This is a genomic window from Amycolatopsis sp. 505, assembly GCF_031625235.1.
In the GTDB taxonomy this organism is placed as follows: domain Bacteria; phylum Actinomycetota; class Actinomycetes; order Mycobacteriales; family Pseudonocardiaceae; genus Amycolatopsis.
Genome location: NZ_JACKQP010000014.1, coordinates 136,229 through 162,963 on the forward strand (window position 1 = coordinate 136,229; position 26,735 = coordinate 162,963).

Genomic DNA, 26,735 nt, shown 5'->3' on the forward strand with positions numbered 1-26,735 from the left:
CGCCTCAGCTCCGGGCGACCTGGCCGCCGAGCCGGTACCCGACCCCGCGGACGGTCTCGATCAGCGCCGGGCGGCCCAGCTTCGTCCGCAGCGTCGCGACGTGGACGTCCAGCGACCGGCTCTCCGCCGCGCCGCGGTGGCCCCACACCTCGGTGAGCACGTGCTCGCGCGAGCACACCGCCCCGCGGGCGCCCGCCACCAGCGCCAGCACCTGGAACTCCTTGCGGGACAGCGCGACCGCCTTGCCGTCGACCAGTACCTCGTGCCGGGAGACGTCGACGGTGACGTCCCCGACCCGGATGACCACCGGCTCGGCGGCGGGGTGCTCCCCGCGGCGGCGGCGCACGGCCTCGACCCGGGCGAGCAGCTCCTCGACGTCGTAGGGCTTGACCAGGTAGTCGTCGGCGCCCGCGCGCAGGCCTTGGATCCGGTCGTCGACCTCGCCGCGCGCCGAGACGACGATGATCGCGACGTCGCTCACCGCGCGGATCTGGCGGCACAGCGTCACGCCGTCGATGTCCGGCAGGCCGAGGTCGAGCAGGATGACGTCGACCTCGTGCACCCGGTCGAGCACGCCGGCGCCGGTGGCGAGCCGGGCGATCGCCAGGCCGCGGCGGGTCAGCGCCGGGATGAGCGCGCCCGCGACCCGGTCGTCGTCCTCCACCAGCAGCACCCGCACCCGTCCGCCTCCCATGGTGACCTGCTTCACCGGCCGGTACGGCGAACTCTAGGACGTCCGGGCGGCTCCCGCACCGGCCACCCGGACGGTCACACTCCGTGACTCCGGGTGGACACCCCCCAAAAGGGACATCGATACTCAGTTGAAACCCTAAGTATTGCTCAAGCGGCCTTGCCAGCCGGTGAAGCAACGGTAGGTTCTCGCCATCGCGTGGTGACCCATGCCCGATTTGCACGAACGACCCGGGAGGCCAGATGACCGCGGAGGTGGCGGCGCCGATGATCAAGGCGTCCGCCGTGAACAAGTACTTCGGCGACCTGCACGTGCTCAGGGAGATCACGCTCGAGGTGCCTCGCGGCCAGGTCGTCGTGGTGCTCGGCCCGTCGGGCTCGGGCAAGTCGACCCTGTGCCGGGCGATCAACCGGCTCGAGCCGATCAATTCGGGCGAGATCGCCGTCGACGGCGTCCCGCTGCCCGCCGAGGGCAAGGCGCTGGCCGCGCTGCGGGCCGACGTCGGCATGGTGTTCCAGTCGTTCAACCTGTTCGCGCACAAGACCATCGTCGAAAACGTCATGCTCGCGCCGGTGAAGGTCCGCAAGACCTCGCAGACCGAAGCGCGCAAGACGGCGATGGAGCTGCTGGAGCGCGTCGGCATCGCCAACCAGGCCGACAAGTACCCGGCGCAGCTTTCGGGTGGCCAGCAGCAGCGCGTCGCCATCGCGCGGGCGCTGGCCATGCGGCCCAAGGTCATGCTGTTCGACGAGCCGACCTCGGCGCTGGACCCGGAAATGGTCCAGGAGGTCCTCGACGTGATGACGGGGCTGGCCAAGGACGGCATGACGATGCTCGTCGTCACCCACGAGATGGGCTTCGCCCGGCGGGCAGCCGATCGGGTGATCTTCATGGCCGACGGCGAGATCGTCGAGGACACGACGCCGGAAGAGTTCTTCACCGCGCCGAAGAGCGAGCGCGCGAAGGACTTCCTCGGCAAGATCCTGACCCACTGAGAACAAACGTTCCGCGGCGCCGTCGGCGTCCGGGTGACGACACACAGGAGAGATTCACATGAGGATCCGCACCCTCGCGGTGGGACTGCTCGCCGGTGGCCTGGCGCTGACCACGCTGACCGCCTGTGGCAAGGAAGGCACGCCGACCTCGCCGGGTTCCGGTGACCAGAGCGGCACGAACGCCCCCGCGGCGCTGAGCTACCCGGTCGCGCAGGGCGTCGACCTGGCCGGCTCGCCGGTGTACGCCAAGATGAAGTCGGCGGGCGCACTGACCGTCGGCGCCAAGGACGACCAGCCGGGCCTCGGCCAGAAGGACCCGACGACGGGCAAGTTCGGCGGCTTCGACATCGAGATCGCGAAGCTCGTCTCGGCCGGCCTCGGCTTCGACCCGGAGAAGATCACCTTCCGCACGGTCGACTCCGGCGCGCGTGAGCAGACGATCGCGAACGGCGACGTGAACTACTACGTCGGCACCTACTCGATCACCGACAAGCGCAAGGCGCTGGTCTCCTTCGCCGGCCCGTACTTCGTCGCCGGCCAGGACCTGCTCGTCCGCAAGGACGACACCTCGATCACCGGCCCGGAGACCCTCAAGGGCAAGAAGGTCTGCTCGGTCACCGGCTCGACCCCGATCCAGAAGGTCCGGCAGCAGAACCTGACCGAGCCGGGCAACATCGTCGAGTTCCAGAAGTACTCGCAGTGCGTCGAGAAGCTGCAGTCGAAGGACGTCGACGCGGTCACGACCGACGACGCGATCCTCAAGGGCTACGCGGCCCAGGAGCCGGACACCCTGAAGGTCGTCGGCAAGACGTTCTCGACCGAGAAGTACGGCATCGGCCTCAACAAGGACGACAAGGTGCTGCGCGACAAGGTCAACGAGATCCTGCAGAAGGCGCTGGACGACGGCACCTGGCAGAAGATCTACGACGCCACCCTCGGCAAGTCGGGCTCGACCGCGACCAAGCCGACCCTCGAGAAGTACTGACGTGACACCGGGGCCGGTGGATCGGGTTTCCCGGTTCACCGGCCCTCTCACATCCACTCCTTGACCACGGACGCGGGGAAGGCTCCATGGACGTCCTGCTCAACAACCTGGACCTGTTCGGTCCGTTCTTCCTGCGCACGATCGAACTGTTCGTGCTCTCCGCCGTCGGCAGCCTGATCTGGGGCACGATCCTGGCGATGCTGCGGGTGAGCCCGGTCCCCGTCTTCCGCGCCGTCGGCGCGGCGTACGTGACGATCGCCCGGAACACGCCGCTCACCCTGGTGTTCGCGTTCTTCGTGTTCGCCTACCCGCTGCTCGACATCGTCAAGCTCGACTACTTCCCGGCCGCGGTGACGGCGCTGACCGTGTACACCTCGGCGTTCATCTGCGAGGTCGTGCGCTCGGGCATCAACACCGTGCCGGTCGGCCAGGCCGAGGCGGGCCGGGCGCTGGGGCTGACCTTCGGCCAGATCCTCGGCCAGGTCGTGCTGCCGCAGGCGCTGCGCTCGGTCGTGCCGCCGCTGATCAGCACCTTGATCGCGCTGCTGAAGAACACCACCATCGCGGCCGGTTTCTCCGTCGCCGAGGCCGGCGCGATCCGCCAGTACCTGTCCGAACGCGGGGAGAACCAGCTGATCGGCCTGCTGTGGGTCGCGCTCGGCTTCATCATCCTGGTCGCCGTGCTGTCGTTCGTCCAACGCAGCCTGGAGAAGCGCTGGAGCGTGGCCCGATGAGGGAGCTTGCGACCGAATCATTCAACACTGCGCTTGCGGCTCAGGCCGCACCGAGCGTCAGCGAGGTGTGCGCATGAGCAACGTCTTGTTCGACGTCCCGGGCCCGAAGGCCCGGCTCCGGTACCGCACGTACGCGGTGATCGGCACGCTCGTGGTCCTCGCCTTCGTCGGCTACATCGGCTGGCGGTTCTACGACAGCGGCCAGTTCACCGCCCGCAAGTGGGAGTGGCTGCAGTACGCGCAGGTGCAGCGCGACCTGGCCGACGCGGTGCTCGCGACGGTCGAGGCGTTCGCCGCCGCCGCGGTGCTCGCGGTGATCTTCGGCGCGATCTTCGCGGCGGGCCGGCTGTCCGACCACGTGTGGATCCGCCGGGTCTCCGGGTTCGTCGTCGAGTTCTTCCGCGCCATCCCGGCGCTGATCCTGATGTTCCTGTTCTACTTCGGCCTGCCGACGCTGGGCGTGCCGATGACGCCGTTCCTCGGCGTGGTGTTCGGCCTGACGCTGTACAACGGCTCGGTGCTCGCGGAGGTCTTCCGCGCCGGCATCCAGTCGCTGCCGAAGGGCCAGAGCGAAGCCGCGTACGCGCTGGGCATGCGCAAGACGCAGGTGATGTTCCTGGTGCTGCTGCCGCAGGCGATCCGGGCGATGCTGCCGACGATCATCAGCCAGCTGGTCGTGCTGCTGAAGGACACCGCGCTCGGGTTCATCATCACCTACCAGGAGCTGCTGTACTACGCGCGCTACATCGGTTCGCAGGGCGCGTTCGGGCGGCCGATCGTGCCGTCGACGATCGTGGCGACCGCCATCTACGTCGTGATGTGCCTGCTGCTGACAGCGCTGGCGACGTACCTGGAGCGACGCAACCGCCGCAACAAGAAGGTCGTGGCCGCACCGCCCGCCGCGACCGAAAACCTGGCGGCCGCGTCGGCCTGAGTCACCCGTTCGAGGCCCCCGGGACCTGTCCCGGGGGCCTTGTCGTGTCCGGAGGTGTCCCCTAGCGTCGGGCGCATGGGTGTCGCACTGGTGACCGGCAGTTCCCGGGGTCTCGGCCGCGTGATCGCTCGCCGGCTGGCCAGAGACGGGTTCGCCGTCGCGGTCAACGGCCGCCACGACAACGCCGACCTGAAGACGGCCGCGGAAGGCATCCTCGCCGAAGGGGGCCGCGCGGCGGCGTTCGCCGCGGACGTGACGGACCGGCGCCAGGCCGGCGAGCTGGTCGACGCGGTCACGGCGGTGCTCGGCCCGATCGGCGTGCTGGTGCTCAACGCGACCGGACCGCAGCCGGAAGCGCCGGTGTCCGCGGTCGACTGGCCGGATCACCTGGCCCAGCTGGACTTCTTCGTCCGGTCGCCGGTGCTGCTGGGCCACGCGGTGCTGCCGGGGATGCGGGCCCGCGGTCACGGCCGCATCGTGCACGTCGACTCGGAGGTGGCGGACCGCCCGCCACCCGGCCGCTCGGCGTACGCGACGGCCAAGAGCGCCCAGCTCGGCCTGGTCCGGGCGTGGGCCCGCGAGCTGGCCCCGGACGGCATCACGGTCAACACGGTGGCGCCCGGGTTCATCCCGGTGGAGCGGCACGCGGAGGTCCCGGAAGCCGAGCGCGAGCAGTACCGGGCCTCGGTCCCCGCGGGGCGCCTGGGCACGCCGGAGGAGGTGGCCGCCGCGGTGAGCTTCTTCGCTTCGGAGGAAGCCGGCTTCATCACCGGGCAACGCCTGCTCGTCGACGGCGGCCGCTCGCTCGGTTAGTCCGGGACCAGCGCGAGGATCCCGTCCGTGTCTCGGGCGAGGAAGTCGCCGAACGGGACCAGTTCTCCGGGCTCGAAATGCCGGCGCGCGATCTCGGGCCGCAACACCATCAGTTCCGGGGTGATCGTCACCGGGGTCGGGCCGCCGGTCACGATGTCGTCGAGGTCGGTGTCCAGCGACGGCCCCCACCGGTCGACGACCAGGCCGACCGCGGCCGGCCCGGTCGCCCGGAACTCGGCCAGGATCCGGCGGATCACCGTGTCCTGTCCCTTCCGGTGGACCGGACCGCCGAAGCCGTCGAGCCCGTAGTCCTCGACGACCACGCCGTCACCGGCCTGTCTCACCGTGCAGACCACGTCGGCGTCTTCGTCGTCGGTCAGCCAGTACTGGAAGGTGAACTGCTTCTCCCCCAGGCCGGCCATGGCGGCGAGCAGGCCGGCACGGTTCATCTCGACCTGCTCGCCGATGGTCTCGCCCTCGCCGCTGATCGCGGTGATCCGGCCGGTGCGGGGATGGCTCAGCACCATCCCCGCCGCCGCCAGCGAGTCGACCCGCCGGTGCACCTGTTCCGGTGTCCAGTCCCGCCGGTACAGGCGCACGAATCCGTCGGACATTCCTGCCTACTTCGGGAAAAGGATGACGTTGCCGTCGCCGAGCCACTTCTTGGCGAGGTCGAGCGCCGCCTGCGGCGTGCCCTCCTCAAAGTACGCCAGGGCCCGCACGCCCGCCTGGTCGGCGCCCCACCTGAGGACCTTCATCTGGCTGCCCAGCTTGGTGGTGTCCAGCGCCTTGCCCGGCCCGCCGACCGCGATGTACTCACCGTTCGGACCGAACACGTCCACGCCGGTCTTGCCGACACCCGGCTGCACGATCGTGAAGTCCTGGCCGTCGTTGGTGAGCTCCTTGGTGCGCCGGCCGCCGACGATGTCCGCGACCTTCACCTCGCGCGCGTCGCCGATCTTGTTGCCCGGGTTCTCGGCGAGGTTCTTGATGTCGTCGGCCATGCCCTCCATGCCGTGCATGGCCATGGCCAGGCCACCGATCATCTCGGCGATCCCGGCGTAGACCGCCGGGCCCGAGGTGAAGATGCACGCGATGGCCCCGACGAGCGCGCCGCCGATGCCGCCGGGCACCGCGCCGATGCCGGCGAACGCGGCGCCACCACCGGCACCGATCGCCGCACCCGCACCGACTTCTTCGGCGCACGCCGCGATCGCGCCGCCGGCGACCGACGCGCCGCCGAGCGCGGCTCCGACGCCGCCGGCGACCTCGGCCAGGTGCTGGATGAGCGCGAGCAGCTCGCCCGCGTGGTCGCGCACGTAGTCGAGGGTGGCGCCGGCCATCGTGTCGATCATGGACAGCAGCTGGTTCGCCGTGTCCAGGAGCCCTTGCAGCTCCGGGTGGTCCTGGATGACCTGCGCGACCGCGTCCCGGACCTGCTGGACGGTGCCGCGCATGTCCATGACCTGCTGCTTGGCGTTTTCCTCGGACTGCTTGACGTTGACCGCGTTGTACGCGTCCGCGGCCGCCTGGCTGGCTTCCAGCACGTCCTTGCCCGCCGCGTCGGCGTCGGCCTGCGCCCGGGCCGCCGCCTCGCGGGCCTCCGCGGCGTACTGGTTGGCCAGCGCGGCCGACTGCGCCGCCTGGGCCGCCGAGCGCTGCGCGGACTGCGCCGCCGCCTGCGCGTTCGACGCCGCCCACCGGGCGGTCTCGGCCGACTGCGCCGCCTGGGCGGCGGACTTCTCGGCCTGGTCGGCGGAGGCCTTGGCGGCTTCGGCGTGCTGCTGTGCCTCGGCCGCGGAGTCCTTCGCCGCCTGGGCCGCCGCGGCGGCTTCGGCGGCCGAACCGGCGGCGTTGGCCGCGTACTCGGCGGCCAGGGCGGCCTGTTGGTGGGCCAGGGCCGCGGCTTCCTTCGCGTTGGCGACGTAGCCGTTGATCTGGGCGACGTGCTGCGCGGCGTCGGCGTCCCGCCACGCGGCGCTGTACTGCCCGGACTGCAGGAACTGGCGGACGTAGGTCCACGGCCCCGACAGCGCGGCGTTGGCCGCGGCCTTCACCTCCGGGCCGCCCTTGTCCAGGATCTTCTGGACGGCGATCCGGTCGTCGTTCTTGGCCGCGGTGTACTGCCCGGTCTTCAGGAACGCGGCGACGTCGGCCGGGGTCCCCGAGAGCGCGCGGTTGGCCGCGTCCTTGGTGGCCGGCCCGCCGAGAGAGGAGATGCGCTGCGCTTCGAGCCGGTCGTTGGTCACCTTGCCCTGGTAGTCGCGGGTCGTCAGGAACTGCTTGACCTGGTCGTGGCTGCCCGCGGCGGCGGTGCCGGCCGCGGCGCGCTGGGCCGGCACCAGGGAGGCGCCGCCCACGATGCTGAGGCTGAGCCGGTCGTCCTGCTCCAGTGCCCCGTTCAGGCCACTTTGGACGAAGGCGGTCAGTTCGGCGTCCGTGCCCGCGAGCGCGGTGCTCGCCGCGGCGAACAGCTTCGGGCCGCCGGTGTGCATCAGCTCGGCGGCCAGTTTCCGGCCGCTGGCGATCGCCGCCGCCGGCGGGGCCGCCGGATCCTTGGCCGCGGCCAGCAGGGTCGCTGCCTGCTGGCTCAGCTGCTCGGGCTGGCCGGCGCTCCAGTGCGCCGCCACCGTCCGGGAGTCCTCGGCCTGCTTGGCGTCCTGCGCGTCGCGCATGGCCTGGGACTGCTGCTGGGCGAGCCGCTCCGCGTCGGCGCGGCGGGCCAGGCTCGCGGTGTTCTCGGCCTGGTCGGCGGCCCCCTGCGCGGCGTCGGCGGCGTTCTTCGCCTCGATCGAGGCGTCCTTCGCGCGCTGCGCGGCCCCGGCCGCCTCCCCGGCGTGCTGGGCCGCGTCGTCGGCCGCGGCGGCCGCGGCGTTGGCGTGCGCGACGGCGTCCAGCGCGGCCTGCCGCGCTTGGCCGGCCCAGGCGGCGGCGTCGTTGGCCAGCGAGAGCGCGGCGGCGGCCGCGCGGCTGGCTTCGTTGGCGTTGCGCTGGGCCCGGGCGGCGGCGTTCTTCGCCTCGGCGGCGCTGGCACCGGCCTGCTGCGCGTAGCCACCGGCCTCGGACGAAGCCGCGGCGGCCGCGGCGGCGTCGTTGGCCGCGGCGGCGGCCGCCTGCACGGTCACGGCGACGGCGTGCACGGCGTCGATGGCGTGGGTCAGCGCGTCGGCGGCGCTCTGCGCACCGTTGGCGGCGTCCCGCGCGTCCTTCGCGGCCTGCGTCGCCCGGTCGGCCTGGCCCCGGTCGGTGGCCGCGGCGGCGGCCGCGTTGCGGGCGTTCGAGGCGGCCCGGCCGGCCATCGAGGCGGCCCAGGCGGCCTGGCTGGCCGCGGCCGCGGCTTCGCGCGCCGCGTTGTTCGCCGCGTTGGCCGCGTTGATCGCGGTCTGCGCGGCGCGCGCGGCCCGGTTGGCGGCGTCGGCCGCCCGCGCCGCGGCCTGGGCGGCCTGCTCGGCCGAGCCCTGCGCCTTGCGCGTCTCGTCGGCGGCGATCTGGGCGTCGGCCTTCGCGGCCGCGGCGGCGGTCGCGGCTTGGTCGGCCGCGTCCTTCGCCGCCTGCGTCTGCTCGGTCGCGCGGGCTTGCGAGCTCTTCGCGAGATCGGCGAGCTGCGCGACCGTCGCGGTCTCCTGGTCACGCTGCAGCGCGACCTGGTAGCCGCTCTGGAGGAACCAGCGCACGTCGTCCGCGCTGGACGACAGCGCCCAGTTGCCGACCTTCTTGACCTCGGCCCCGGCGGCGTTGATCAGCCGCTGCACGGCGATCCGGTCGTCCATCACCTGGGCGCGCTGGTAGCCCTGGCCGAGGAAGGCCAGCTGGGCGTCGGACGTGCCGTTGAGGGCGGTGTTGGCGGCGCTCTTCACGGTCGGGCCGGTGGCGGCCGACTGGAGCCGCGAGACCTGCACGCGCAGGTCGGTCTGCCAGGCCTGGCGCCACCCGTTCGCGAGGAAGGCCCGCACGTCGGCGATGGTGCCGCCGAGGGCGGCGTTGGCCGCGTGCTGCGTCGCCGGGCCGCCGGTGGAGATCATCTGCTGCACCGCGACGCGGTCGGAGACCTCCTGCACCCGGCTCAGCCCGGTGGCCAGGAAGGTGTGCACGTCGTCGTCGGTGCCGCACAGCGCGGCCTCGGCCGCGCGGGAGATCACCGGGCTGCCGTCGCGCATCAGCGCCAGCACCTGCTGGCGTTCCGTCGGCTGCGGCGGGTCCGCCGCCGCGGCCGGTGTCGCCACGATGCCGGCGACGAGCGCGAACGCCGTCGTCGCCGTCAGAACGGCCCGTAGGTGTCGGATGCCCATGTACCCCGCTGCCCCCTCGTCAGATCCGCAGGGGGTTCGGCGGCAGCAAGCCGCCGGCTGCCGCGCACACGCGGTCCCCCCTGTGTCAGCCGAGACGTACCTTAAGCGCAGGTTCGCCGCGAAGAAAAGACTCCGATCAAGTAATGATCACCGGCGTTGACCGGACGGCGAGCGGGGGATACGGTCCGTCTGTTCTCGCATGGGGGGCCATGTCGGGTCGAGGACGCAGCACCCTGTCCGGCGACGCGCGCCCAGCCCCGTCAACGACAAGGAGTGCAACCCGACATGCGTTTCCGCACCACCCTGCTCGCCTCGGCCGCCGTCGCCGGTGCCGCCGTGATCTCCGGCACAGCGGCGATCACCCACGCCGCGACCGCCGACGACACCCCGCCCGGCCTGGTCGAGGACTACAGCTACCCGGGCGCGGACAAGATCCTGCGCGACCGCGGCATCACCCTGGTCAGCGGCGACGGGCACATCCTGCTGGTCGGCTGCGCCGACCACACCGGCGTGATCGAGGTGTACTCGACGAACAACCCGGCCGACCACGGCACCGACCCGGGTCACTACTGCTTCCAGGTGACCGGGCCGAGCGGCTACCTCAAGCTGAGCATCCCGTACGCCTTCCAGGCCAAGGGCGACGACCAGGAAGCGCACAACGTCAAGGCGACGGTCACGATCAAGGGTGCCCCGACCACGGTGAACGTGGACACGCACGGCTGGACCGGATTCGGCGAGGGCGCGGGGCAGGACCCGGCGACGCTGGTCGAGCTCAGGGTCACCGGCGCCTGAGCCGGCTCCGGGAAGGCCACCGCGGTGGCCTTCCCGGTCCCGGTCAGTCCTCTGTGGACCGCTTCGCCCGGTGCAGCGCGGCGAGCACGGCCAGGACCAGCACCAGCGCCACGGCGAGCGCGGCCCACATGGCCACGTGCAGCTGCAGCAGGCCGCCGGCGAAGGCCCCGGCGAGCATCGCGCCGACGGCGGCCGCCTTCCGCAGCGGGTGGGAGCCGGTCCCGCCGGCCGCCTTGGAGTCGGCCGCGAAGCCGGTGAGCGTCATGGTCAGGACGGTCGTCGTCAGATCGGGCGCCCCGATCCGGCGGACGGCGGCGTTCTGCAGCCCCATCGCCAGCCCGAGCACGACGATCAGCAGTTCGGCGCCGAGCCGCGTGCCGCCGCCGAGGGTGGCGGAGAGCACGACGGCGACCGCGATCAGGGCGGCCTGCGCCCCGGTCGCCTGCCGCAGGGCGTCGTAGTCGTCCTCCCGCCGCGCGAGCCGGCCGCCGGCGAGCGCGCCGGCCAGGAACGCGAGCACGGCGGTCAGCGAGGCGAGCACCGACAGCGTCGTCTCCCCCGCCGCCGCGAACCCGAGGAACACCACGTTCCCGGTCATGTTGGCGACGAAGACCCGGCCCAGCCCGAGGAAGCTGACGGCATCGACCACCCCGGTGACGACGGTCAGCGTCAGCAACAGGGCGGCCAGGCCCCGCGGTTTCGGTTCAGCCATGCGGGCAGTCAACCACCTCGCGCCCGGACGCGCGGCCGTCGGCCGCCCCTGACCACCCGCGCGCCGAAGCGACTCCGCGCCATTTCGCCGAATCGCCGGCCGCATTGTTTCCGCCGCCATATATCGCTTAAGATGCGCGAAGCGCCTTCGCCGCGCGAAGCAGCTTCGCAGCGCTTCGGGAGCCGGATTGCGTTGTCACACAGGCGGAACAGCGACCTCCTTGCGGTGAATCCGCGCGCGGCGTGCGTCGTTTTGTCGGAGGTCCCCTCTACCGTCCGTGCCATGACCGAAAAGAGCACGGTGCGCACGCGCGAAATGGCCTACGAGCTCAAGGGCCAGCGCGAGCAGAAGCGGATGACCCTGCGCGAGGTGGCCCGCCGCGCGGACTGGTCGGCGTCGAAGGTGTCGGCCTGGGAGAACGGCCGCCGCATCTCGGCGGTCGACGCCGCGATCTACCTCGCCCACTGCGGCACCGGAGCCGCCGAACGCGCGCGGCTCCTCGAGCTGGCCAAGCCGTCCGGCGACCTCTACTGGGTGCGGCCGTACTTCGACAAGCTCGTCGACCCGATGAAATCCCTCGTCATCCAGGAGAACCTCGCGCGGTCGATGGTCTACTACAGCCCGGCCGCCATCCCCGGGATGCTGCAGACGGAGGAGTACGTCCACACCTGTTTCGAACTCACCGGCCGCTACACCGCGGACAGGCTCGACATGCTGACGCGCGCCCGCGTGGACCGGCAGCAGCTCCTGCAACGCCACAACCCGCCGAACTGCACCTTCTTCATCCACGAGCGCGCGCTGCGCTCGGTCGTGGGAAGCCCGTCGCTCATGCACGAACAGCTCCAGAACCTCGTGCTGGCCACGAACCTGCCGCACTGCGTCATCCGGGTGGTCCCGGAGTCGGACCCCACGTTCCGCGTGCTGAGCACGACCTTCACGGTCATGGAGTTCCCCGAACACCCACCGGTCGTCTACGAAGAGACCTACACCGCGGGCTTGTTCGTCGACGACCGCATCGCCGTGGAGGCGTTCTACCTGCTCACCACCCGCCTGGAACAAGTGGCCCTCCCCGAAGGACAGTCCCTGGAGTGGCTCGTCCGGTTCGCGGACGAGTACGAACGCCTGAGACAGTGACCGACGACGACGGCACCGCGGCCCGGGACGCGAAGGCGCCCGGCGCCGGGCACCTCACGGCCGAATGGCTTGTGGGGCACCGGTTCCACGCCGCATCGAAGGCTCCCGTTCCGCCGTCTCTGTTTCGCGGTCGGCGTTCGGCCGGTCACCCGCGCTTGCCGAAGCTCAAGATGGGCTCGCTTCCTTTGTTTGCTGTCAACACCTTTCGCCCGCTGATCCGCCAGTCGCACAGCAGCTGCTGGTGTGGGCGGCGCTTCCCGCTCCGCGTTGTGTGCCACCGGTGCTCCGGCCCTTCGGACAAAGGGCAGCCCCGTTTCGGCTTTCTTCCAGCGCACGGCAGGATGGCGACATGGAGATCGAGCTGCTGCCGCCGTCCGCCGATCCCGCGGTGATCGAGCGGATCACCGGGCTGGTCAACCAGGTCTACGCCGAGTCCGAGAAGGGGCTCTGGCTCGGAAGCACCGACCGGACGTCCGTCGAGGAGTTCACCGGGTTCGTGGCAGCCGGGGAAATCGCCGCCGCGTTCGTGGACGGTGACCTCGCCGGGTCCGTGCGGATCCGGCGGCTCGACGACGTCGTCGGCGAATTCGGCATGCTCGCCGCCGACCCGGCGCGGCGGGGCCTCGGCATCGGGCGGGAGCTGGTGCGGTTCGCCGAGCAGACCAGCCGGGACGCCGGATGCCGGGAGATGCAGCTCGAACTGCTCGTGCCGCGCGACTGGACGCATCCGTCGAAGCAGTTCCTGGCCGAGTGGTACGGCCGGCTCGGCTACCGCGTGACGCACCGCGCCGACCTCGCCGAGGACTACCCGCATCTCGCGCCGTCGCTGGCCACGCCGTGCGATTTCCTCATCTACCGCAAGGAACTCGCGTGACGGTGCTCGCCGGAGCGCGGGTGTTCGACCCCGAAACCGGGGAGACGACCCGCGCGGACGTGCGGCTGGACGGCGACCGGATCGCCGAAGTCGGCCTGGGCCTCGAGGGCGAACGGGTCGACTGCTCGGGCGGCCTGCTGATCCCGGGGCTCATCGACTGCCACGTGCACGTCGCCTTTCCGCGGCCCGAGCCGTTGCCGCGCAGCGCCCGGATCCTCGAAGCCGTGCCGGTGCTGCGCGGGCTGCTGGCGCGCGGGATCACCACCGTCCGGGACGCCTGGGGTGCCGACGCCGGGTTCAAGCACGCCCTGCGCGAAGGGTGGATCGCCGGGCCGGACCTGCGGATCAGCCTGCGTCAGCTGGGGCCGACCGGCGGGCTCGGCGACGGCTGGGAGCCGCCCGCCGGCGCCGTCGACCACTACGGTGACCCGTCGCTGCCCGACCCGCTGTTCGACGGCCCGGACGCGGCGCGCGCGGCGGTCCGCCGGATGGTGCGGGCGGGCGCCGACTGGATCAAGGTCGGTGCGAGCGGGGCGATGCGAGCGGTGCGCTCGGGAACCGACGTCCGGCCGACCGACGACGAGCTCACCGCGCTGGTCGACGAGGCCCGCCGCTGCGGCCGGGACGTCCTGGCCCACGCGCACACGTCCGCCGCCGTCGTCTCGGCCGCCCGCGCCGGGGCGCGCAGCATCGAGCACGGCACCTTCCTCGACGACTCCGCTGTCGAGGCGCTGGCCGGCGCTTGGTACGTGCCGACGCTCTCGCCGATCAGCGGCAGCGAATTCGCCGAGACGCACCGCCGTTCGCTCCGGCTCGCGGCGGAGGCGGGGGTCCGCGTCGCTGCCGGTTCGGACCTGGCCCCGCGTCCCCATGTCGACTTGACGACCGAGCTGCGGCTGCTGGCCGAGGTGCTCGGCGAAGCGGCGGCGCTGAAGGCGGCGACCGCCGCGGCGGCGCGGCTGCTCCGCCTCGACGACGACCGCGGCCGTATCGAGCCGGGGTTACGAGCGGACCTGGTGCTGCTGGACGGCACGGATCTCGACGTGACCGACCTGCCGGGGCGGACCCGGGCGGTCTGGCACGACGGGAAGCGCGTCACCGGTTCCGCCGAAAAGTAAGACGCTCGCGAACCGGCCCGAGGCGCGGTTCGCGAGCGTCGAGGGGGAAAGCCCTACTTGTCCCGCCGGAAGAGCTTGTTGCCCAGCCACACGATCGGGTCGTACTTCCGGTCCGCCACGCGCTCCTTCATCGGGATCAGCGCGTTGTCCGTGATGTGGATCCCCTCCGGGCACACCTCCGAACAGCACTTCGTGATGTTGCAGTACCCGAGACCGTGCTCGTCCTGCGCGGCATCACGCCGGTCCGCGACGTCCAGCGGGTGCATCTCCAGCTCCGCGATGCGCATCAGGTACCGCGGCCCCGCGAAGGCTTCCTTGTTCTCCTCGTGGTCGCGCACCACGTGGCAGGTGTTCTGGCACAGGAAGCACTCGATGCACTTGCGGAACTCCTGCGACCGCTCGACGTCGACCTGCTGCATCCGGTACTCGCCCGGTTTCAGGTCGGCCGGCGGGGTGAACGACGGGATCTCGCGCGCCTTCGTGTAGTTGAACGACACGTCGGTGACGAGGTCGCGGATCACCGGGAACGTCCGCATCGGCGTCACCGTGATCACCTCGTCCTCGGTGAACGTCGACATCCGCGTCATGCACAGCAGGCGCGGGCGGCCGTTGATCTCCGCCGAGCACGAGCCGCACTTGCCCGCCTTGCAGTTCCAGCGGACGGCGAGGTCCGCGGCCTGGGTCGCCTGCAGCCGGTGGATGATGTCGAGGACGACCTCGCCCTCGTTCACCTCCACCGTGAAGTCCTGCAGCCCGCCGCCGTCGGCGTCGCCGCGCCAGACCCGGAAACTCGCCTTGTAGCTCATGCCTTGCTCCCGGGGTGCGTCTCGAGCTCCGCATCGGTGTAGTACTTCCCGAGTTCGCCGAACTCGAACAGCTCCAGCAGGTCCTGCCGCAGCGGCACCTGCTCCTTCACCTCGACGTCGACGTCCGGCACCACCGGGTTGTCACCCGGGGACGCCGAGCACACGAGCAGCTTGTTGCGCCAGTCCGCTTCCATGCCCGGGTAGTCGTCGCGCGTGTGCCCGCCGCGGCTTTCGGTCCGCGTCAACGCCGCCTTCGCGACGCACTCGCTGACCATCAGCATGTTGCGCAGGTCGATCGCGAGGTGCCAGCCGGGGTTGAACTGCCGGTGCCCTTCGACGGTGACGCGCAGGATCCGCTGCCGCAGCTCGTCGAGCTTCGCCAGTGCCTGCGCCATCTCCTCCGCCTTGCGGATGATGCCGACCAGGTCGTTCATCGACTGCTGCAGTTCGGTGTGCAGCGTGTACGGGTTCTCCGCGGAAGCGCCGGCCGGCGGGTCGAACGGCGCGAGCGCCATCTTCGCCGCGGCGTCCACATCGGACTCGAGCACAGCGGGCCTGCTGTCGAGGCCGAGCACGTACTCGGCCGCGCCGAGCCCCGCGCGGCGGCCGAACACCAGCAGGTCGGACAGCGAGTTGCCGCCGAGCCGGTTGGAGCCGTGCATGCCGCCCGAGCACTCGCCGGCCGCGAACAGGCCGGGCACGCTCGCCGCCGCCGTGTCCGGGTCGACCTCGATGCCGCCCATGACGTAGTGGCAGGTCGGCCCGACCTCCATCGGCTCCGCGGTGATGTCGACGTCCGCCAGCTCCTTGAACTGGTGGTACATCGACGGCAGCCGCTTGCGGATCTCCTCGGCCGGCAGCCGGCTGGCGATGTCGAGGAAGACGCCGCCGTGCGGGGAGCCGCGGCCCTCCTTGACCTCGGAGTTGATCGCGCGGGCCACCTCGTCGCGCGGCAGCAGGTCCGGCGTCCGCCGGTTGTTGTCCGCGTCGGCGTACCAGCGGTCGGCTTCCTCTTCGCTCTCCGCGTACTGGCCCTTGAACACGTCGGGCACGTACTCGAACATGAACCGCTTGCCGTCGGAATTCTTGAGCACGCCGCCGTCACCGCGCACGCCCTCGGTGACGAGGATGCCCTTGACGCTCGGCGGCCAGACCATCCCGGTCGGGTGGAACTGGACGAACTCCATGTTGATCAGCTTCGCGCCCGCCCGCAGGGCCAGCGCGTGGCCGTCACCGGTGTACTCCCACGAGTTCGACGTCACCTTGAACGACTTGCCGATGCCGCCGGTGGCGAGCACGACCGCGGGCGCTTCGAAGAGGATGAACCGCCCGCTCTCGCGCCAGTAGCCGAACGCGCCGGCGATGCGGCCCTCGGTGGTCAGCAGCTCGGTGACCGTGCACTCGGCGAAGACCTTGATCTTCGCTTCGTAGTCCCCGGTCTCGGCGAAGTCCTCCTGCTGCAGCGAGACGATCTTCTGCTGCATCGTGCGGATCAGCTCGAGGCCGGTGCGGTCACCGACGTGCGCCAGCCGCGGGTAGGTGTGCCCGCCGAAGTTGCGCTGGCTGATCCGGCCGTCGGCAGTGCGGTCGAACAGCGCGCCGTACGTCTCGAGCTCCCAGACCCGGTCCGGCGCTTCCTTGGCGTGCAGCTCGGCCATCCGCCAGTTGTTGAGGAACTTCCCGCCGCGCATGGTGTCGCGGAAGTGGACCTGCCAGTTGTCGTTCGAGTTCGCGTTGCCCATCGAGGCGGCGCACCCGCCCTCGGCCATCACCGTGTGCGCCTTGCCGAACAGGGACTTGCACACGACGGCGACGCGGAAGCCGCGTTCACGGGCTTCGATCACGGCGCGCAGACCGGCGCCACCGGCACCGATCACCACCACGTCGTAGCTGTGCCGTTCGACCTCGGTCATGAAGAGATTCCACCTCGGAACTGGGGACGTCTGTGGTTGGGAAGAAGCGGCGCTAGTTGACGAATCTCAGGTCCGAGATCGCGCCGCTGGCGACGAGCATGACGTAGAAGTCGGTCAGCACCAGCGTGCCGAGCGTCGTCCAGGCCAGCGTCATGTGGCGGGTGTTGAGCTTCGAGACCTTGGTCCAGATCCAGTAGCGCACCGGGTGCTTGGAGAAGTGCTTCAACCGGCCGCCGGTCACGTGCCGGCACGAGTGGCAGGACAGCGTGTAGGCCCAGAGCAGGACCACGTTGCCCAGCAGGATGATGTTGCCGAGCCCGAAGCCGAAGCCGCCGGTCTTCCCGTGGAACGCGGTGATCGCGTCGTAGGTGTTCACCAGCGAGACGATCAGCGCGACGTAGAAGAAGTAGCGGTGGACGTTCTGGATGATCAGCGGCAGCCGCGTCTCGCCGGTGTACTTGGCGTGCGGTTCCGCGACGGCGCAGGCGGGCGGGGAGAACCACACCGACCGGTAGTAGGCCTTGCGGTAGTAGTAGCAGGTCAGGCGGAACCCGAGCAGGAACGGCAGCACCACGAAGCCGAGCGGGATGAACCCCGGCAGGTCGCCGAACCAGTGGCCGAAGTGGCTCGAGCCCTCGACGCAGGAAGTGGACAGGCACGGCGAGTAGAACGGCGTCAGGTAGTGGTAGTCGGGCACCCAGTAGGCGGTGCGCACGAACGACCGGACCGTCGCGTAGATGATGAACGCCGACAGTCCGAGCACGGTCAGCAGCGGCTGGAGCCACCACCGGTCCGTGCGGAGGGTGCGCTCGGCGATCCGGGCCCGCTTCGGGGCCCGGACGCCGGTGCCGACGCCGTTGTCAGCGGGAGCGCTCACCGCTGGTCGCGCTTGTAGCCGCCGACGCCTTCGTCATCGGCGCCGTGCCACAGCGCCGGGTCGTAGGGGGTGTCGGGGACGGGGACGCGCTCCGCGGCCTTCGCCTGGGCGGGCACCGCGAGGGGCACGCCGTCGAGGTCCGCGGTGTCGATGTCGAGGCGCTCGACGTCGTTGGCGAGCCGGCGGACCGCCGACGCGTCGCCGTAGCGAGAGCGCAGTGCGCCGACGCACTGCCGGAGCTGGCCGATGGTTCGCCGCAGCTCGGCGATCTCGGAGGTGGACATCATGCCTCCCGTGTGGTGGGGCTGGCAGGGAACCGGCGAAGGCTTTGCCACGCGTCGTGCAGTGTGACAACTAGCACACTAACGGTTCCGGAGGTGATCGGGGTCACGCGAAGCGATCTTCTGAATCGATTTTGATTCGGCGTTTTCCCGAGGTAGTGTGGCCAGTGTCACGACCCTGAGGCGTCAGCGCTGCCGTCCCGCGGACCACCCCACACCAGTGATCCGGAGCCGGACATGAGCCCGACCCCCACCACATCGTTGCACCCCGTCATCGCCGAGGTCACCGCCCGCATCGCCGCGCGCAGTGCCGCGACCCGCTCCGCCTACCTCGACAGCACGGCCGCCGCGCACGAAGAAGGCCCGGTCCGCCGCGGTCTCGCGTGCAGCAACCTCGCCCACGGTTTCGCCGCGATGGACGGCGTCGACAAGGAAGCGCTGCGGGCCGCGCGCGCCCCCGGCGTCGCGATCGTGTCGTCCTACAACGACCTGCTTTCGGCGCACCAGCCGATGCAGGAATACCCGGCCTGGCTGAAGAAGGCCGTGCGCTCCGCCGGCGGGGTCGCCCAGTTCGCCGGCGGCGTGCCCGCGATGTGCGACGGGATCACGCAGGGCCGCGCGGGCATGGAGCTGTCGCTGTTCAGCCGCGAGGTCATCGCGATGTCGACGGCGATCGCGCTCTCGCACGACATGTTCGACGCCGCGCTGCTGCTGGGCGTCTGCGACAAGATCGTGCCCGGCCTGCTGATCGGTGCACTGTCGTTCGGCCACCTGCCGGCGATCCTGGTTCCCGCCGGGCCGATGAACTCCGGGCTGCCCAACAAGGAGAAGGCCCGCGTCCGGCAGCTCTACGCCGAGGGCCTCGCGACCCGCGAAGACCTCCTCGACGCCGAAGCGGCGTCGTACCACTCGGCCGGCACCTGCACCTTCTACGGCACGGCCAACTCGAACCAGATGGTCGTCGAGGTGATGGGCCTGCACCTGCCCGGCGCCAGCTTCGTCCAGCCGGGTTCTTCGTTGCGCCAGGCGCTGACCGAGGAAGCGGGGCGCCGGGTCGTCGCGCTGTCCCGTGGCGAGGAGTACACGCCGGTCGCGCGGATCCTCGACGAGAAGGCGTTCGTCAACGGCGTCATCGCGCTGCTCGCCACCGGCGGGTCGACCAACCACACGATGCACCTGGTCGCGATCGCCGCGGCCGCGGGCATCCAGCTGACCTGGGACGACTTCTCCGACCTCTCGGCCGTCGTGCCGCTGCTGGCCCGGGTCTACCCGAACGGCAGCGCCGACATCAACCACTTCCACGCCGCCGGCGGCATCCAGTTCCTGGTCGGCACGCTGCTCGACGCCGGGTTGCTGCACGAGGACGTGCACACGGTCGCCGGGTTCGGGCTGCACCGCTACCGCGCCGAGCCGATCCTGTCCGACGGCGAGCTGGTCTGGCGGGACGTGCCCACCCGCAGCCTCGACGAAGACGTGCTGCGTCCGGTGTGGCGCCCCTTCGCCGCCGACGGCGGGCTGCGGATGGTCGAGGGCAACCTCGGCCGCGCGGTGGTCAAGGTGTCCGCGGTGGCGCCCGAGCACCGGGTCGTCCAGGCGCCGGCGCGGGTGTTCACCACGCAGGAGGACTTCAAGGCCGCGTTCGACGCCGGCGAGCTGGACCGGGACGTCGTCGTCGTGCTCCGGCAGCAGGGCCCGCAGGCCAACGGCATGCCGGAACTGCACGGCCTGACGCCGGCGCTGGGTGTGCTGATGGACCGCGGGTACGCCGTGGCGTTGCTCACCGACGGGCGCATGTCGGGTGCCTCGGGCAAGATCCCGGCGGCCATCCAGGTGACGCCGGAAGCCGCGGCGGGCGGCCTGATCGCCCGCGTCGCGGACGGCGACGTCATCCGGCTCGACGCGTCCGCGGGCTCGCTCGACGTGCTGGTCGGTGACGAAGAACTCGCCCGGCGTGAACTTGTGGACGCCCCTCCGTCCGAAGCATCCTGGACCGGCACCGGCCGAGAGCTGTTCGCCGCGTTGCGCCGGGCCGTCGGCCCCGCCGACCAGGGCGCATCGGTGTTCGGAGGCTTGACGCCGGAACACTTCGGAACGCCCGCTTTCGCTACCCAGGAGGTCGGTCAGTGACCACCGGTCAAGACCTGCTCGAGCTGTCCCCCGTGATGCCCGTCGTGGTGATCGACGACGCCGACGACGCGGTGCCCACGGCCCGGGCCCTGCTCGCCGGCGGGATCGGGGTCATCGAGCTGACCCTGCGCACCCCGGCGGCGCTGTCCGCGATCGAGCGGGTCGCCGCGGAGGTGCCGGACATCGTCATCGGCGCCGGCACGGTGACCTCGCCGGACCAGGCGAAGCAGGCGGCCGACGCGGGCGCGAAGTTCCTCGTGACCCCGGGCTGCACGGACGCCGTCGTCGACGCGTGCTTCGACTCCGGGCTGCCGTTCCTGCCGGGTGCGAGCACGGTGTCCGAGGCGATGCGGCTGGCCGAGCGCGGGCTTTCGGCGTTGAAGTTCTTCCCGGCGGAGGCGTCCGGCGGCGTCGCGTACCTGAAGTCGATCGCCGGACCGCTGCCGTCGCTGAAGTTCTGCCCCACCGGCGGGATCACGGTGGCCTCGGCGCCGTCGTACCTGGCGCTGCCGAACGTCGGCTGCATCGGCGGATCGTGGCTGACGGCCTCACTCGACCCCGCCACGATCGAGAAGCTGGCCGCGGAGGCGGCCGCGCTGTAGCGGAAATCACTCCGCGTCATCGCCGTCCCCGAACGGCGGAATGCGCGTCCGCATTCCGGGAGCACCGTTCCAGTGCGCTGGAACGGTGCTCCGAGCGGGTGTGGCGCCGGTCATGCATCCCGCTGAATGGCGCATTCACCGCGCAGGTGGGTGATTTACCGGCCTGTTATCGTTTCTCTTCGCTATTTCCAGCGAGGAGAATCCGTGTCCCTGACCAGCGTGGTCACGCCCAGTCCTGCCCCCGAGACCGTCGCCGCCCTTGTCGGTGAACGCCTTTCGGTGTCCGCACTCCACCAGCTCGGCGGCACTCTCGGCGGCTATTCCTTCGTCAAGGTCGTGGTCGACCGTGAGCAGGCGAAGATCCACTTTCTGAACAACGCGCGCCATTCCTTTCACGCGATCTATATCGGGGAAGAGATCCTCGGCGTCGGCGGAGAACGCGTGCGCGCCGAGATCGACTCGTACAACGAAGCCTTCTATCACGCGCCGGACCGCCGGTTCCTCCTCGGCATTCTCGCGCTGCACCCGCAGATGCTTTCGCTGGAGACGGTCGAGGTCGACACGATGCCGGCCGCACTGATCCGCGAGTTCCACGCCTTCGTCGCGCAGTACGTCGACCCGGCGCTGCCGCTGCTGTTCAAACCGGCCAACCAGCTGCAGGAGCGGATCGTCCGGGAGATCCCGGCGAGCGAGCTGCCGCGCGTCTTCGCGCACGAGCTGTTCTCCACGGCGCCGTTCGTGGCGCTGAACCCGGGCACCGCCGTCGGGCGGCTGCGCGCGTTCCGCAGCGAGGCCGAGTACCGGGCCGCGACGCTGGACTGGACCGACATCATCGTGATGGACCGCGTCCCCGACGACATCCCGCGGCTGGCGGGGATCGTCAACGCCCGGCACACGACGCCGTTGTCGCACACCAACGTCCTCGCCACCGGCTGGCAGATCCCGAACGCCGTCCAGCTCGGCGCCCTGGCCGAGATCGAGCGCCGCGGGCTCGACGGCAAGTGGGTCGAGTACACAGTGGACGCCCAGGCGCTGACCCTGCGCGAGGTCGACGAGCCGGCCGACGCGGTCCCGCCGTCCTGGTACGCCCAGCGCGTCACCCTGGAGCAGCCGGAGGCCGACCACAGCCCGATCGTGAACCTGGCCCGGCTGCGCGCGGCCGACCGCCACCGCTACGGCACCAAGGCGGCCAACCTCGGCGAGCTGCACCACGTGCTGGCGCACGGGTCCCAGCGGCTGCTCGGCTTCTACCAGGTGCCGCGGCCGCCGCGGGACAACCTGCTCCCGTATCTGGCGCGGCTGCTGGAGGTCCCGCTCGACGCGGACCTCGGTGCCGCGGCCCGCCGGCTGCTCGACGAGCACGTCCGCGTGCCGCGCGGCATCGCGCTGCCGTTCTCGCTGCAACGCCGGTTCCTGGAGTCGTCGCCGCGGATCCAGCAGGCCATCGGCAAGTTGAAGATGGCCCTGGAGCTGGACGCGCGGGAGATCGAGCCGCTGTGCGTCGAGCTGCAGGGCCTGATCCGGTCGGCACGCCTGCCGGGCGCGCTCGCCGGTGAGATCGACTCGGCGCTGGTGTCGCAGCTGGCCGGCGTGCGGGCGTTCGTCGTCCGGAGTTCGTCGAACGCGGAAGACCTCGCCGGGTTCTCCGCCGCCGGGATCTACGAGTCGCACAACCACGTCACCACGGCCGAGCGGATCTTCGCCAGCGTCAAGGAGGTCTGGGCGTCGCTGGTGTCGGTGCGTAGCGTCCGGCTGCGGCAGCAGGCGGGGATCTCCCTCGACGAGTGCTACATGGGCGTGGTGATCCAGGAGCAGGTCGCGGCGGACTTCGGCGGGGTGCTGGTGACGACGAACCCGATGAACCGCGCGGACTTCCGCACGGTGTACGTCAACGTGTCGCCGCGCGTGACCGACGTCGTCGACGGGTCGGCCCTCCCGATGCAGTACCTGTATTCGACGGTCGAGGGCGGCGGCCGCACGCTGTCCCTGGGCGACGCGCCCGCGGACCTCGACTCGCGGGCCCACGACCAGCTCCAGCGGCTGGCGATCGCCGGCCGCCTGCTGCAGGGCCACTTCTCGCCCGACTACACGTTCGACGCACCGGTGGACATCGAGTGGCTCGCCGACGGCGAGCACCTCCACCTCGTGCAGCTGCGCCCCTATTCGGCCTGACCTCCCCGGGAGAAACGCGATCATGCTGGGCCTCCGTCTGCCCGCGAAACCCGACGTCCAGCGAGCCGTCCGGCTCACCTACGGGTTCCAGTTCTTCTTCGGCCTGCTGCTGTGGGTGCCGATCTTCTACTCGTACCAGAAGCTCATCGGACTTTCCGACGGCGAGATCTTCGGCATCCAGAGCATCTACTACATCGTGTTCTGCCTGCTCGAGATCCCGACCGGGATGATCGCCGACCGCTTCGACTACCGCACGTCCCTGACGGCGGGCGCCGGCGTGCTGGTGGCGGCGAACCTGGTGCCGGTGTTCCTGGGCTCGTACACGGGGTTCCTGGTGCACTTCATCCTGATCGCCCTGGCCCGCTCGCTGGTGTCCGGCGCGCAGAGCGCGTATTTGTACGAGTACCTGCACGCATCCGGCGCGGGGGAACACTACCTCCGGGTGGAGGGCGTCGGCCGCGCGTACAGCCTGGTCGGCAAGATTCTGTTCTGGCCGGTGATCGGCCTCCTGATGTCCTGGAGCCTCCCCTCGCCGTACTGGTTGACGGCGATCAACGCGGCCATCGCGCTCGTCTTCGCGGCCAAGCTCCCCCCGATCCCGGGAGGCCGCCGCGTGACCGGCAAGACGGCCTCGCTGGTGGCCGGAGTCGGCGGCGCGCTGTCGGCCCTGCGGTCGTCCCGCTGGCTGGTGCTGCTGATGGTGCAGGGCGTCGCGATGTTCACGTTGGTGCGCATCTGCCAGGTGAACCTGTTCCAGCCGATCCTGGAATCGAAGACGCTCTCGGTGAACTGGTACGGAGCGGTCCTGGCCGCGATGACGGTCTTCGAGGCCCTGGGCGCAGCCCGCCCCCACCGCCTCCGCCGCGCGATCGGCCCGGTGGGCACGGTCTTCACGCTGACGATCGTGATGGCGGTGTGCCTCGGGGTGATCGTGTTCGTCGGCTCGTTCCCGGCGGTGGTGCTGTTGTGCGTCTTCGCGGTGGCGACGGGCATCGCGTTCCCGGTCCAGAAGCAGCTGCTGAACGACTCCATCCCGGACTCCCGCTACCGGGCCACCCTCCTGTCCATGGAGTCCATTGTGGACAGGGCGGTGTGCGCCCTGGTCGCGGTGGCCCTGGGCGCGTACCTGGCGGCCGGGCAGCTGAACGAGTTCCTGGTCCTGACCGCCGTGGTGACGTGCGTCGCGATGGGCTTGCTGGCGTTGCTGTTGCTGGCCGTCCGCAAGCACCGCTCGGACCGAAGGACGCCGGCCGTCGAGGCCGTGTACCGCCACGCCTCCCACGTATCAGACCGACCTGCCGTTGCCACGGCTCGCGCAGTGAACTTGGATGCGGGAAATTCGCGCCTCGAAGCACGGGGATCGTGAGCCAGCCCGCCGCAGAGCAGCTCCGAACACTACGCACCAGCACGATCGAAGGCCTCGACGAGACCGGCAAATCACTCGGTGGAAACGTTCCGCGACCAACTCGGTGCACGAGCGGGACTACAACGGATACGCTTCACTGACGTCACCGCCGCCGCGGCTCCCGGTGGAAGTAAACGGTGACGTGCAGGTCGTCTTCGCCTGCCGTGACTTCGCTGCCGAAGACGACGTCCTGCACCTGGACGTCGCCGAGTTCGTCGAGGGTGTCGGCGACCCGGCGCAGCAGGGCGGAGACGTCTCCCTGCCCCGGCCCCACCGGGTTGCTCTGCGAGAAGTGCTCGACGGTCCGGACGTCCGCCATCACTCGATGACGGCGTCGTCGAGCAGGGTGGACTCCGCGCCGTACTCGCGGAGTTCCTCCCTGATCACGGTGTAGGCCAGGCCTTGCGGGTAGCCCTTGCGCGCGAGGAAGCCGAGCAGCCGCCGCAGGGCGGTCTGTTCGTCGACGTTGCCGAGCGAGCCGAGGCGCTTGCGGACCAGTTCCCTGGCCATCTGTTCCTCGGACTCGCGATCGACCTCGCCCGCCGCCTGCGCGGCGACCTCGCCGTCGACGCCCTTGCGCCGCAGCTCGGCCACCAGCGCGGTGCGGGACAGCCCCTGGTTCGCGTGCCGCGACTTCACCCACAGCTGGGCGAACTCCTCGTCGTTCACCAGCCCGGCCCGGTCGAGCTTGCCGAGCAGGGTTTCGCTGGTTTCCTCGTCGAACCCCTTGCGCTGCAACGCCTGCCGCAGCTCTTCCTGAGTCCGCGGCCGAGCGGCCAGGAGATCGAAGCAGATCTCCTTGGCCTTCTTGTACCGCTCCTCGGGAGGAAGCTCGGCCGGCGGCACCTTCGGCGCCCTGGCCACCTCGATCACTCCTCGTTCTCACGGCCCCGGCAGACACGTCACCGAGGCCGGACGTCACCACCCGGCGCAACTCCGGGAGACACGGCGGAGGGACGAGGCGAGCGCACACCTCACCCCGCCGCTCCCCTCCGATCAGAAGTCGACCGGCGCCGGGACCGCGTCGACTGCGGCCGCGTCGACCTGCGGGCCGATGCCGAGCTTCTCCTTGATCCGCTTCTCGATCTCGTTGGCGATGTCCGGGTTGTCGCGCAGGAACCGGCGCGCGTTCTCCTTGCCCTGGCCGAGCTGGTCGCCCTCGTAGGTGTACCAGGCACCGGACTTGCGCACGATGGCCTGGTCGACACCCATGTCGATGAGCGAGCCCTCGCGGGAGATGCCCTGGCCGTACAGGATGTCGAACTCGGCCTGCTTGAAGGGCGGGGCCACCTTGTTCTTGACGACCTTGACGCGGGTCCGGTTGCCGACCGCCTCGCCGGCGTCCTTCATCGTCTCGATGCGGCGCACGTCCAGGCGGACCGACGCGTAGAACTTCAGCGCCTTACCACCGGTGGTCGTCTCCGGGGAGCCGAACATGACGCCGACCTTCTCGCGGAGCTGGTTGATGAAGATCGCCGTCGTGCCCGAGTTGGACAGCGCACCGGTGATCTTCCGCAGCGCCTGGCTCATCAGGCGAGCCTGGAGGCCGACGTGCGAGTCACCCATCTCGCCCTCGATTTCCGCGCGCGGCACGAGCGCGGCCACGGAGTCGATGACCAGGATGTCGAGCGCCCCGGAGCGGATCAGCATGTCCGCGATCTCGAGGGCCTGCTCACCGGTGTCCGGCTGGGAGACGAGCAGCGCGTCGGTGTCGACACCGAGGGCCTTGGCGTACTCCGGGTCGAGCGCGTGCTCGGCGTCGATGAAGGCCGCGATGCCGCCGGCGCGCTGCGCGTTAGCCACCGCGTGCAGGGCGACCGTCGTCTTACCGGAGGACTCCGGGCCGTAGATCTCGACGACGCGGCCGCGGGGCAGCCCGCCGATGCCGAGCGCGACGTCGAGGGCGATCGAGCCGGTGGGGATCACGGCGATGGGCGGCCGGGTGTCCTCGCCGAGGCGCATCACCGAGCCCTTGCCGTACTGCTTGTCGATCTGCGCGAGCGCGAGCTCGAGCGCCTTGTCCTTGTCGGGTGCTGCAGGCATGGAAGTCCACCTCGCTGGTCGAAGCCCCGTGTCCCGGGGTCTGTGTCGGTTCTTCAGCTGTCCGGTCCGACGCTAGCGGCGGGGACCGACAATTCCAGGCGCGGCGCCCAATCTGTGGATCGCTGGACCCGATGTGGACAACACCTTAGACGAACACCTGTTCGAGGTCGGCAGCGACACACCCTTGCGCTAGGATTTTCGCCCGCCCGGGTCGGCACTGGTCCGGAAACCCCAGGTCAGCGCCGTTCGACCGGGACGTCGAAGGCGTCGCAGACCTCGCGCCAGATCTCCTTGGCGGGGATCCCCGCGGTCAGCGCCTGGTCGACGGTGCGCCCGCCGAGCCCGCTCAGGACGTGGTCCCTGGCCAGCACCTGGGCCCGCCCGGGGCCGAACTCCTCGGCCATCAGCCGCCGGAAAACCGTGATCCGCATCGGACCC

General features: G+C 70.8%; 25 protein-coding genes. 13 read left to right on the plus strand and 12 right to left on the minus strand.

Annotated features, from left to right (window positions below):
* Nucleotides 1-4 precede the first annotated feature (4 nt).
* Complete coding sequence (locus H5965_RS40780; RefSeq protein WP_310976527.1) at nt 5-679, minus strand: response regulator transcription factor; 675 nt, start codon at nt 677-679, stop codon at nt 5-7.
* Between the two features lie 278 nt (nt 680-957).
* Between H5965_RS40780 and H5965_RS40785 the strand changes: the two genes are divergently transcribed.
* The 5 genes from H5965_RS40785 (at nt 958) to H5965_RS40805 (ending at nt 5,152) form a co-directional block, all read left to right on the plus strand.
* Nucleotides 958-1,686, plus strand: a complete 729-nt coding sequence (locus tag H5965_RS40785; protein ID WP_310976528.1) for an amino acid ABC transporter ATP-binding protein — start codon at nt 958-960, stop codon at nt 1,684-1,686.
* A 58-nt stretch (nt 1,687-1,744) separates the two neighbouring features.
* A complete protein-coding gene (locus H5965_RS40790) occupies nt 1,745-2,671 on the plus strand; it encodes a glutamate ABC transporter substrate-binding protein (RefSeq protein WP_310976421.1) in 927 nt (308 codons plus the stop codon).
* A gap of 86 nt (nt 2,672-2,757) precedes the next feature.
* Nucleotides 2,758-3,405 carry an amino acid ABC transporter permease gene (locus tag H5965_RS40795; RefSeq protein ID WP_310976422.1) on the plus strand — a complete coding sequence of 216 codons (648 nt, stop codon included), beginning with the start codon at nt 2,758-2,760 and terminating at the stop codon, nt 3,403-3,405.
* Between the two features lie 73 nt (nt 3,406-3,478).
* Nucleotides 3,479-4,339: an amino acid ABC transporter permease gene (locus tag H5965_RS40800; protein ID WP_310976423.1), complete on the plus strand. Its 861-nt coding sequence runs from the start codon at nt 3,479-3,481 to the stop codon at nt 4,337-4,339.
* A 75-nt stretch (nt 4,340-4,414) separates the two neighbouring features.
* Complete coding sequence (locus H5965_RS40805) at nt 4,415-5,152, plus strand: SDR family oxidoreductase (protein WP_310976424.1); 738 nt, start codon at nt 4,415-4,417, stop codon at nt 5,150-5,152.
* On the opposite strand, the gene H5965_RS40810 is transcribed toward H5965_RS40805, so the two are convergent.
* Nucleotides 5,149-5,766, minus strand: a complete 618-nt coding sequence (locus tag H5965_RS40810; protein WP_310976425.1) for a hypothetical protein — start codon at nt 5,764-5,766, stop codon at nt 5,149-5,151. The genes H5965_RS40805 and H5965_RS40810 overlap by 4 nt on opposite strands.
* A 6-nt stretch (nt 5,767-5,772) precedes the next feature.
* Nucleotides 5,773-9,441, minus strand: a complete 3,669-nt coding sequence (locus H5965_RS40815; protein ID WP_310976426.1) for an ALF repeat-containing protein — start codon at nt 9,439-9,441, stop codon at nt 5,773-5,775.
* Nucleotides 9,442-9,726: 285 nt separating this feature from the next.
* On the opposite strand from H5965_RS40815, the gene H5965_RS40820 reads away from it, so the two are divergent.
* Entirely contained in the window at nt 9,727-10,233 is a 507-nt protein-coding gene (locus tag H5965_RS40820; RefSeq protein ID WP_310976427.1) for a hypothetical protein, read from the plus strand.
* Nucleotides 10,234-10,276: 43 nt separating this feature from the next.
* Here the strand turns inward: H5965_RS40820 and H5965_RS40825 are convergent, their stop codons facing one another.
* Entirely contained in the window at nt 10,277-10,945 is a 669-nt protein-coding gene (locus tag H5965_RS40825; RefSeq protein WP_310976428.1) for a YoaK family protein, read from the minus strand.
* 282 nt (nt 10,946-11,227) lie between these two features.
* On the opposite strand from H5965_RS40825, the gene H5965_RS40830 reads away from it, so the two are divergent.
* From H5965_RS40830 to H5965_RS40840, 3 genes are all read left to right on the plus strand, one after another.
* Complete coding sequence (locus tag H5965_RS40830; protein ID WP_310976429.1) at nt 11,228-12,079, plus strand: helix-turn-helix transcriptional regulator; 852 nt, start codon at nt 11,228-11,230, stop codon at nt 12,077-12,079.
* A gap of 349 nt (nt 12,080-12,428) precedes the next feature.
* Nucleotides 12,429-12,953 (plus strand): GNAT family N-acetyltransferase, encoded by a 525-nt coding sequence (locus H5965_RS40835; RefSeq protein ID WP_310976430.1) that lies wholly within the window; start codon nt 12,429-12,431, stop codon nt 12,951-12,953.
* On the plus strand, nt 12,950-14,071 hold the full coding sequence (locus H5965_RS40840; protein WP_310976431.1) for an amidohydrolase family protein: 1,122 nt from the start codon (nt 12,950-12,952) through the stop codon (nt 14,069-14,071). Before H5965_RS40835 ends, H5965_RS40840 begins: the two co-directional genes overlap by 4 nt.
* A 53-nt stretch (nt 14,072-14,124) precedes the next feature.
* Here the strand turns inward: H5965_RS40840 and H5965_RS40845 are convergent, their stop codons facing one another.
* Genes H5965_RS40845 through H5965_RS40860 form a run of 4 tightly spaced genes read right to left on the minus strand, consistent with a single transcriptional unit; the run spans nt 14,125 to nt 17,951 of the window.
* Nucleotides 14,125-14,877 carry a succinate dehydrogenase/fumarate reductase iron-sulfur subunit gene (locus H5965_RS40845; RefSeq protein ID WP_043783250.1) on the minus strand — a complete coding sequence of 251 codons (753 nt, stop codon included), beginning with the start codon at nt 14,875-14,877 and terminating at the stop codon, nt 14,125-14,127.
* Nucleotides 14,874-16,790: a fumarate reductase/succinate dehydrogenase flavoprotein subunit gene (locus H5965_RS40850; RefSeq protein WP_310976432.1), complete on the minus strand. Its 1,917-nt coding sequence runs from the start codon at nt 16,788-16,790 to the stop codon at nt 14,874-14,876. The genes H5965_RS40845 and H5965_RS40850 overlap by 4 nt, the downstream gene beginning before the upstream one ends.
* 52 nt (nt 16,791-16,842) lie before the next feature.
* Nucleotides 16,843-17,667, minus strand: coding sequence for a hypothetical protein (locus H5965_RS40855; protein ID WP_310976433.1), 825 nt, complete (start codon nt 17,665-17,667; stop codon nt 16,843-16,845).
* Nucleotides 17,664-17,951, minus strand: coding sequence for a hypothetical protein (locus H5965_RS40860; protein ID WP_003054488.1), 288 nt, complete (start codon nt 17,949-17,951; stop codon nt 17,664-17,666). The genes H5965_RS40855 and H5965_RS40860 overlap by 4 nt, the downstream gene beginning before the upstream one ends.
* A 234-nt stretch (nt 17,952-18,185) precedes the next feature.
* Between H5965_RS40860 and edd the strand changes: the two genes are divergently transcribed.
* From edd to H5965_RS40880, 4 genes are all read left to right on the plus strand, one after another.
* Entirely contained in the window at nt 18,186-20,075 is a 1,890-nt protein-coding gene (gene edd / locus H5965_RS40865) for a phosphogluconate dehydratase (RefSeq protein ID WP_310976434.1), read from the plus strand.
* Nucleotides 20,072-20,677 carry a bifunctional 4-hydroxy-2-oxoglutarate aldolase/2-dehydro-3-deoxy-phosphogluconate aldolase gene (eda, locus tag H5965_RS40870; protein WP_310976435.1) on the plus strand — a complete coding sequence of 202 codons (606 nt, stop codon included), beginning with the start codon at nt 20,072-20,074 and terminating at the stop codon, nt 20,675-20,677. The genes edd and eda overlap by 4 nt, the downstream gene beginning before the upstream one ends.
* A 204-nt stretch (nt 20,678-20,881) precedes the next feature.
* On the plus strand, nt 20,882-22,849 hold the full coding sequence (locus tag H5965_RS40875; protein WP_310976436.1) for a PEP/pyruvate-binding domain-containing protein: 1,968 nt from the start codon (nt 20,882-20,884) through the stop codon (nt 22,847-22,849).
* Nucleotides 22,850-22,871: 22 nt separating this feature from the next.
* Complete coding sequence (locus H5965_RS40880) at nt 22,872-24,215, plus strand: MFS transporter (protein WP_310976437.1); 1,344 nt, start codon at nt 22,872-22,874, stop codon at nt 24,213-24,215.
* 142 nt (nt 24,216-24,357) lie between these two features.
* Here H5965_RS40880 and H5965_RS40885 read toward each other — a convergent pair whose 3' ends face one another.
* The 4 genes from H5965_RS40885 to H5965_RS40900 form a co-directional block, all read right to left on the minus strand.
* Nucleotides 24,358-24,573, minus strand: a complete 216-nt coding sequence (locus H5965_RS40885; protein ID WP_310976438.1) for a hypothetical protein — start codon at nt 24,571-24,573, stop codon at nt 24,358-24,360.
* Complete coding sequence (locus H5965_RS40890) at nt 24,573-25,100, minus strand: regulatory protein RecX (RefSeq protein WP_310976530.1); 528 nt, start codon at nt 25,098-25,100, stop codon at nt 24,573-24,575. Before H5965_RS40890 ends, H5965_RS40885 begins: the two co-directional genes overlap by 1 nt.
* 150 nt (nt 25,101-25,250) lie before the next feature.
* Nucleotides 25,251-26,297, minus strand: a complete 1,047-nt coding sequence (gene recA, locus H5965_RS40895; protein ID WP_310976439.1) for a recombinase RecA — start codon at nt 26,295-26,297, stop codon at nt 25,251-25,253.
* Between the two features lie 236 nt (nt 26,298-26,533).
* A complete protein-coding gene (locus tag H5965_RS40900; protein WP_310976440.1) occupies nt 26,534-26,728 on the minus strand; it encodes a DUF3046 domain-containing protein in 195 nt (64 codons plus the stop codon).
* Between the last annotated feature and the right edge of the window lie 7 nt (nt 26,729-26,735).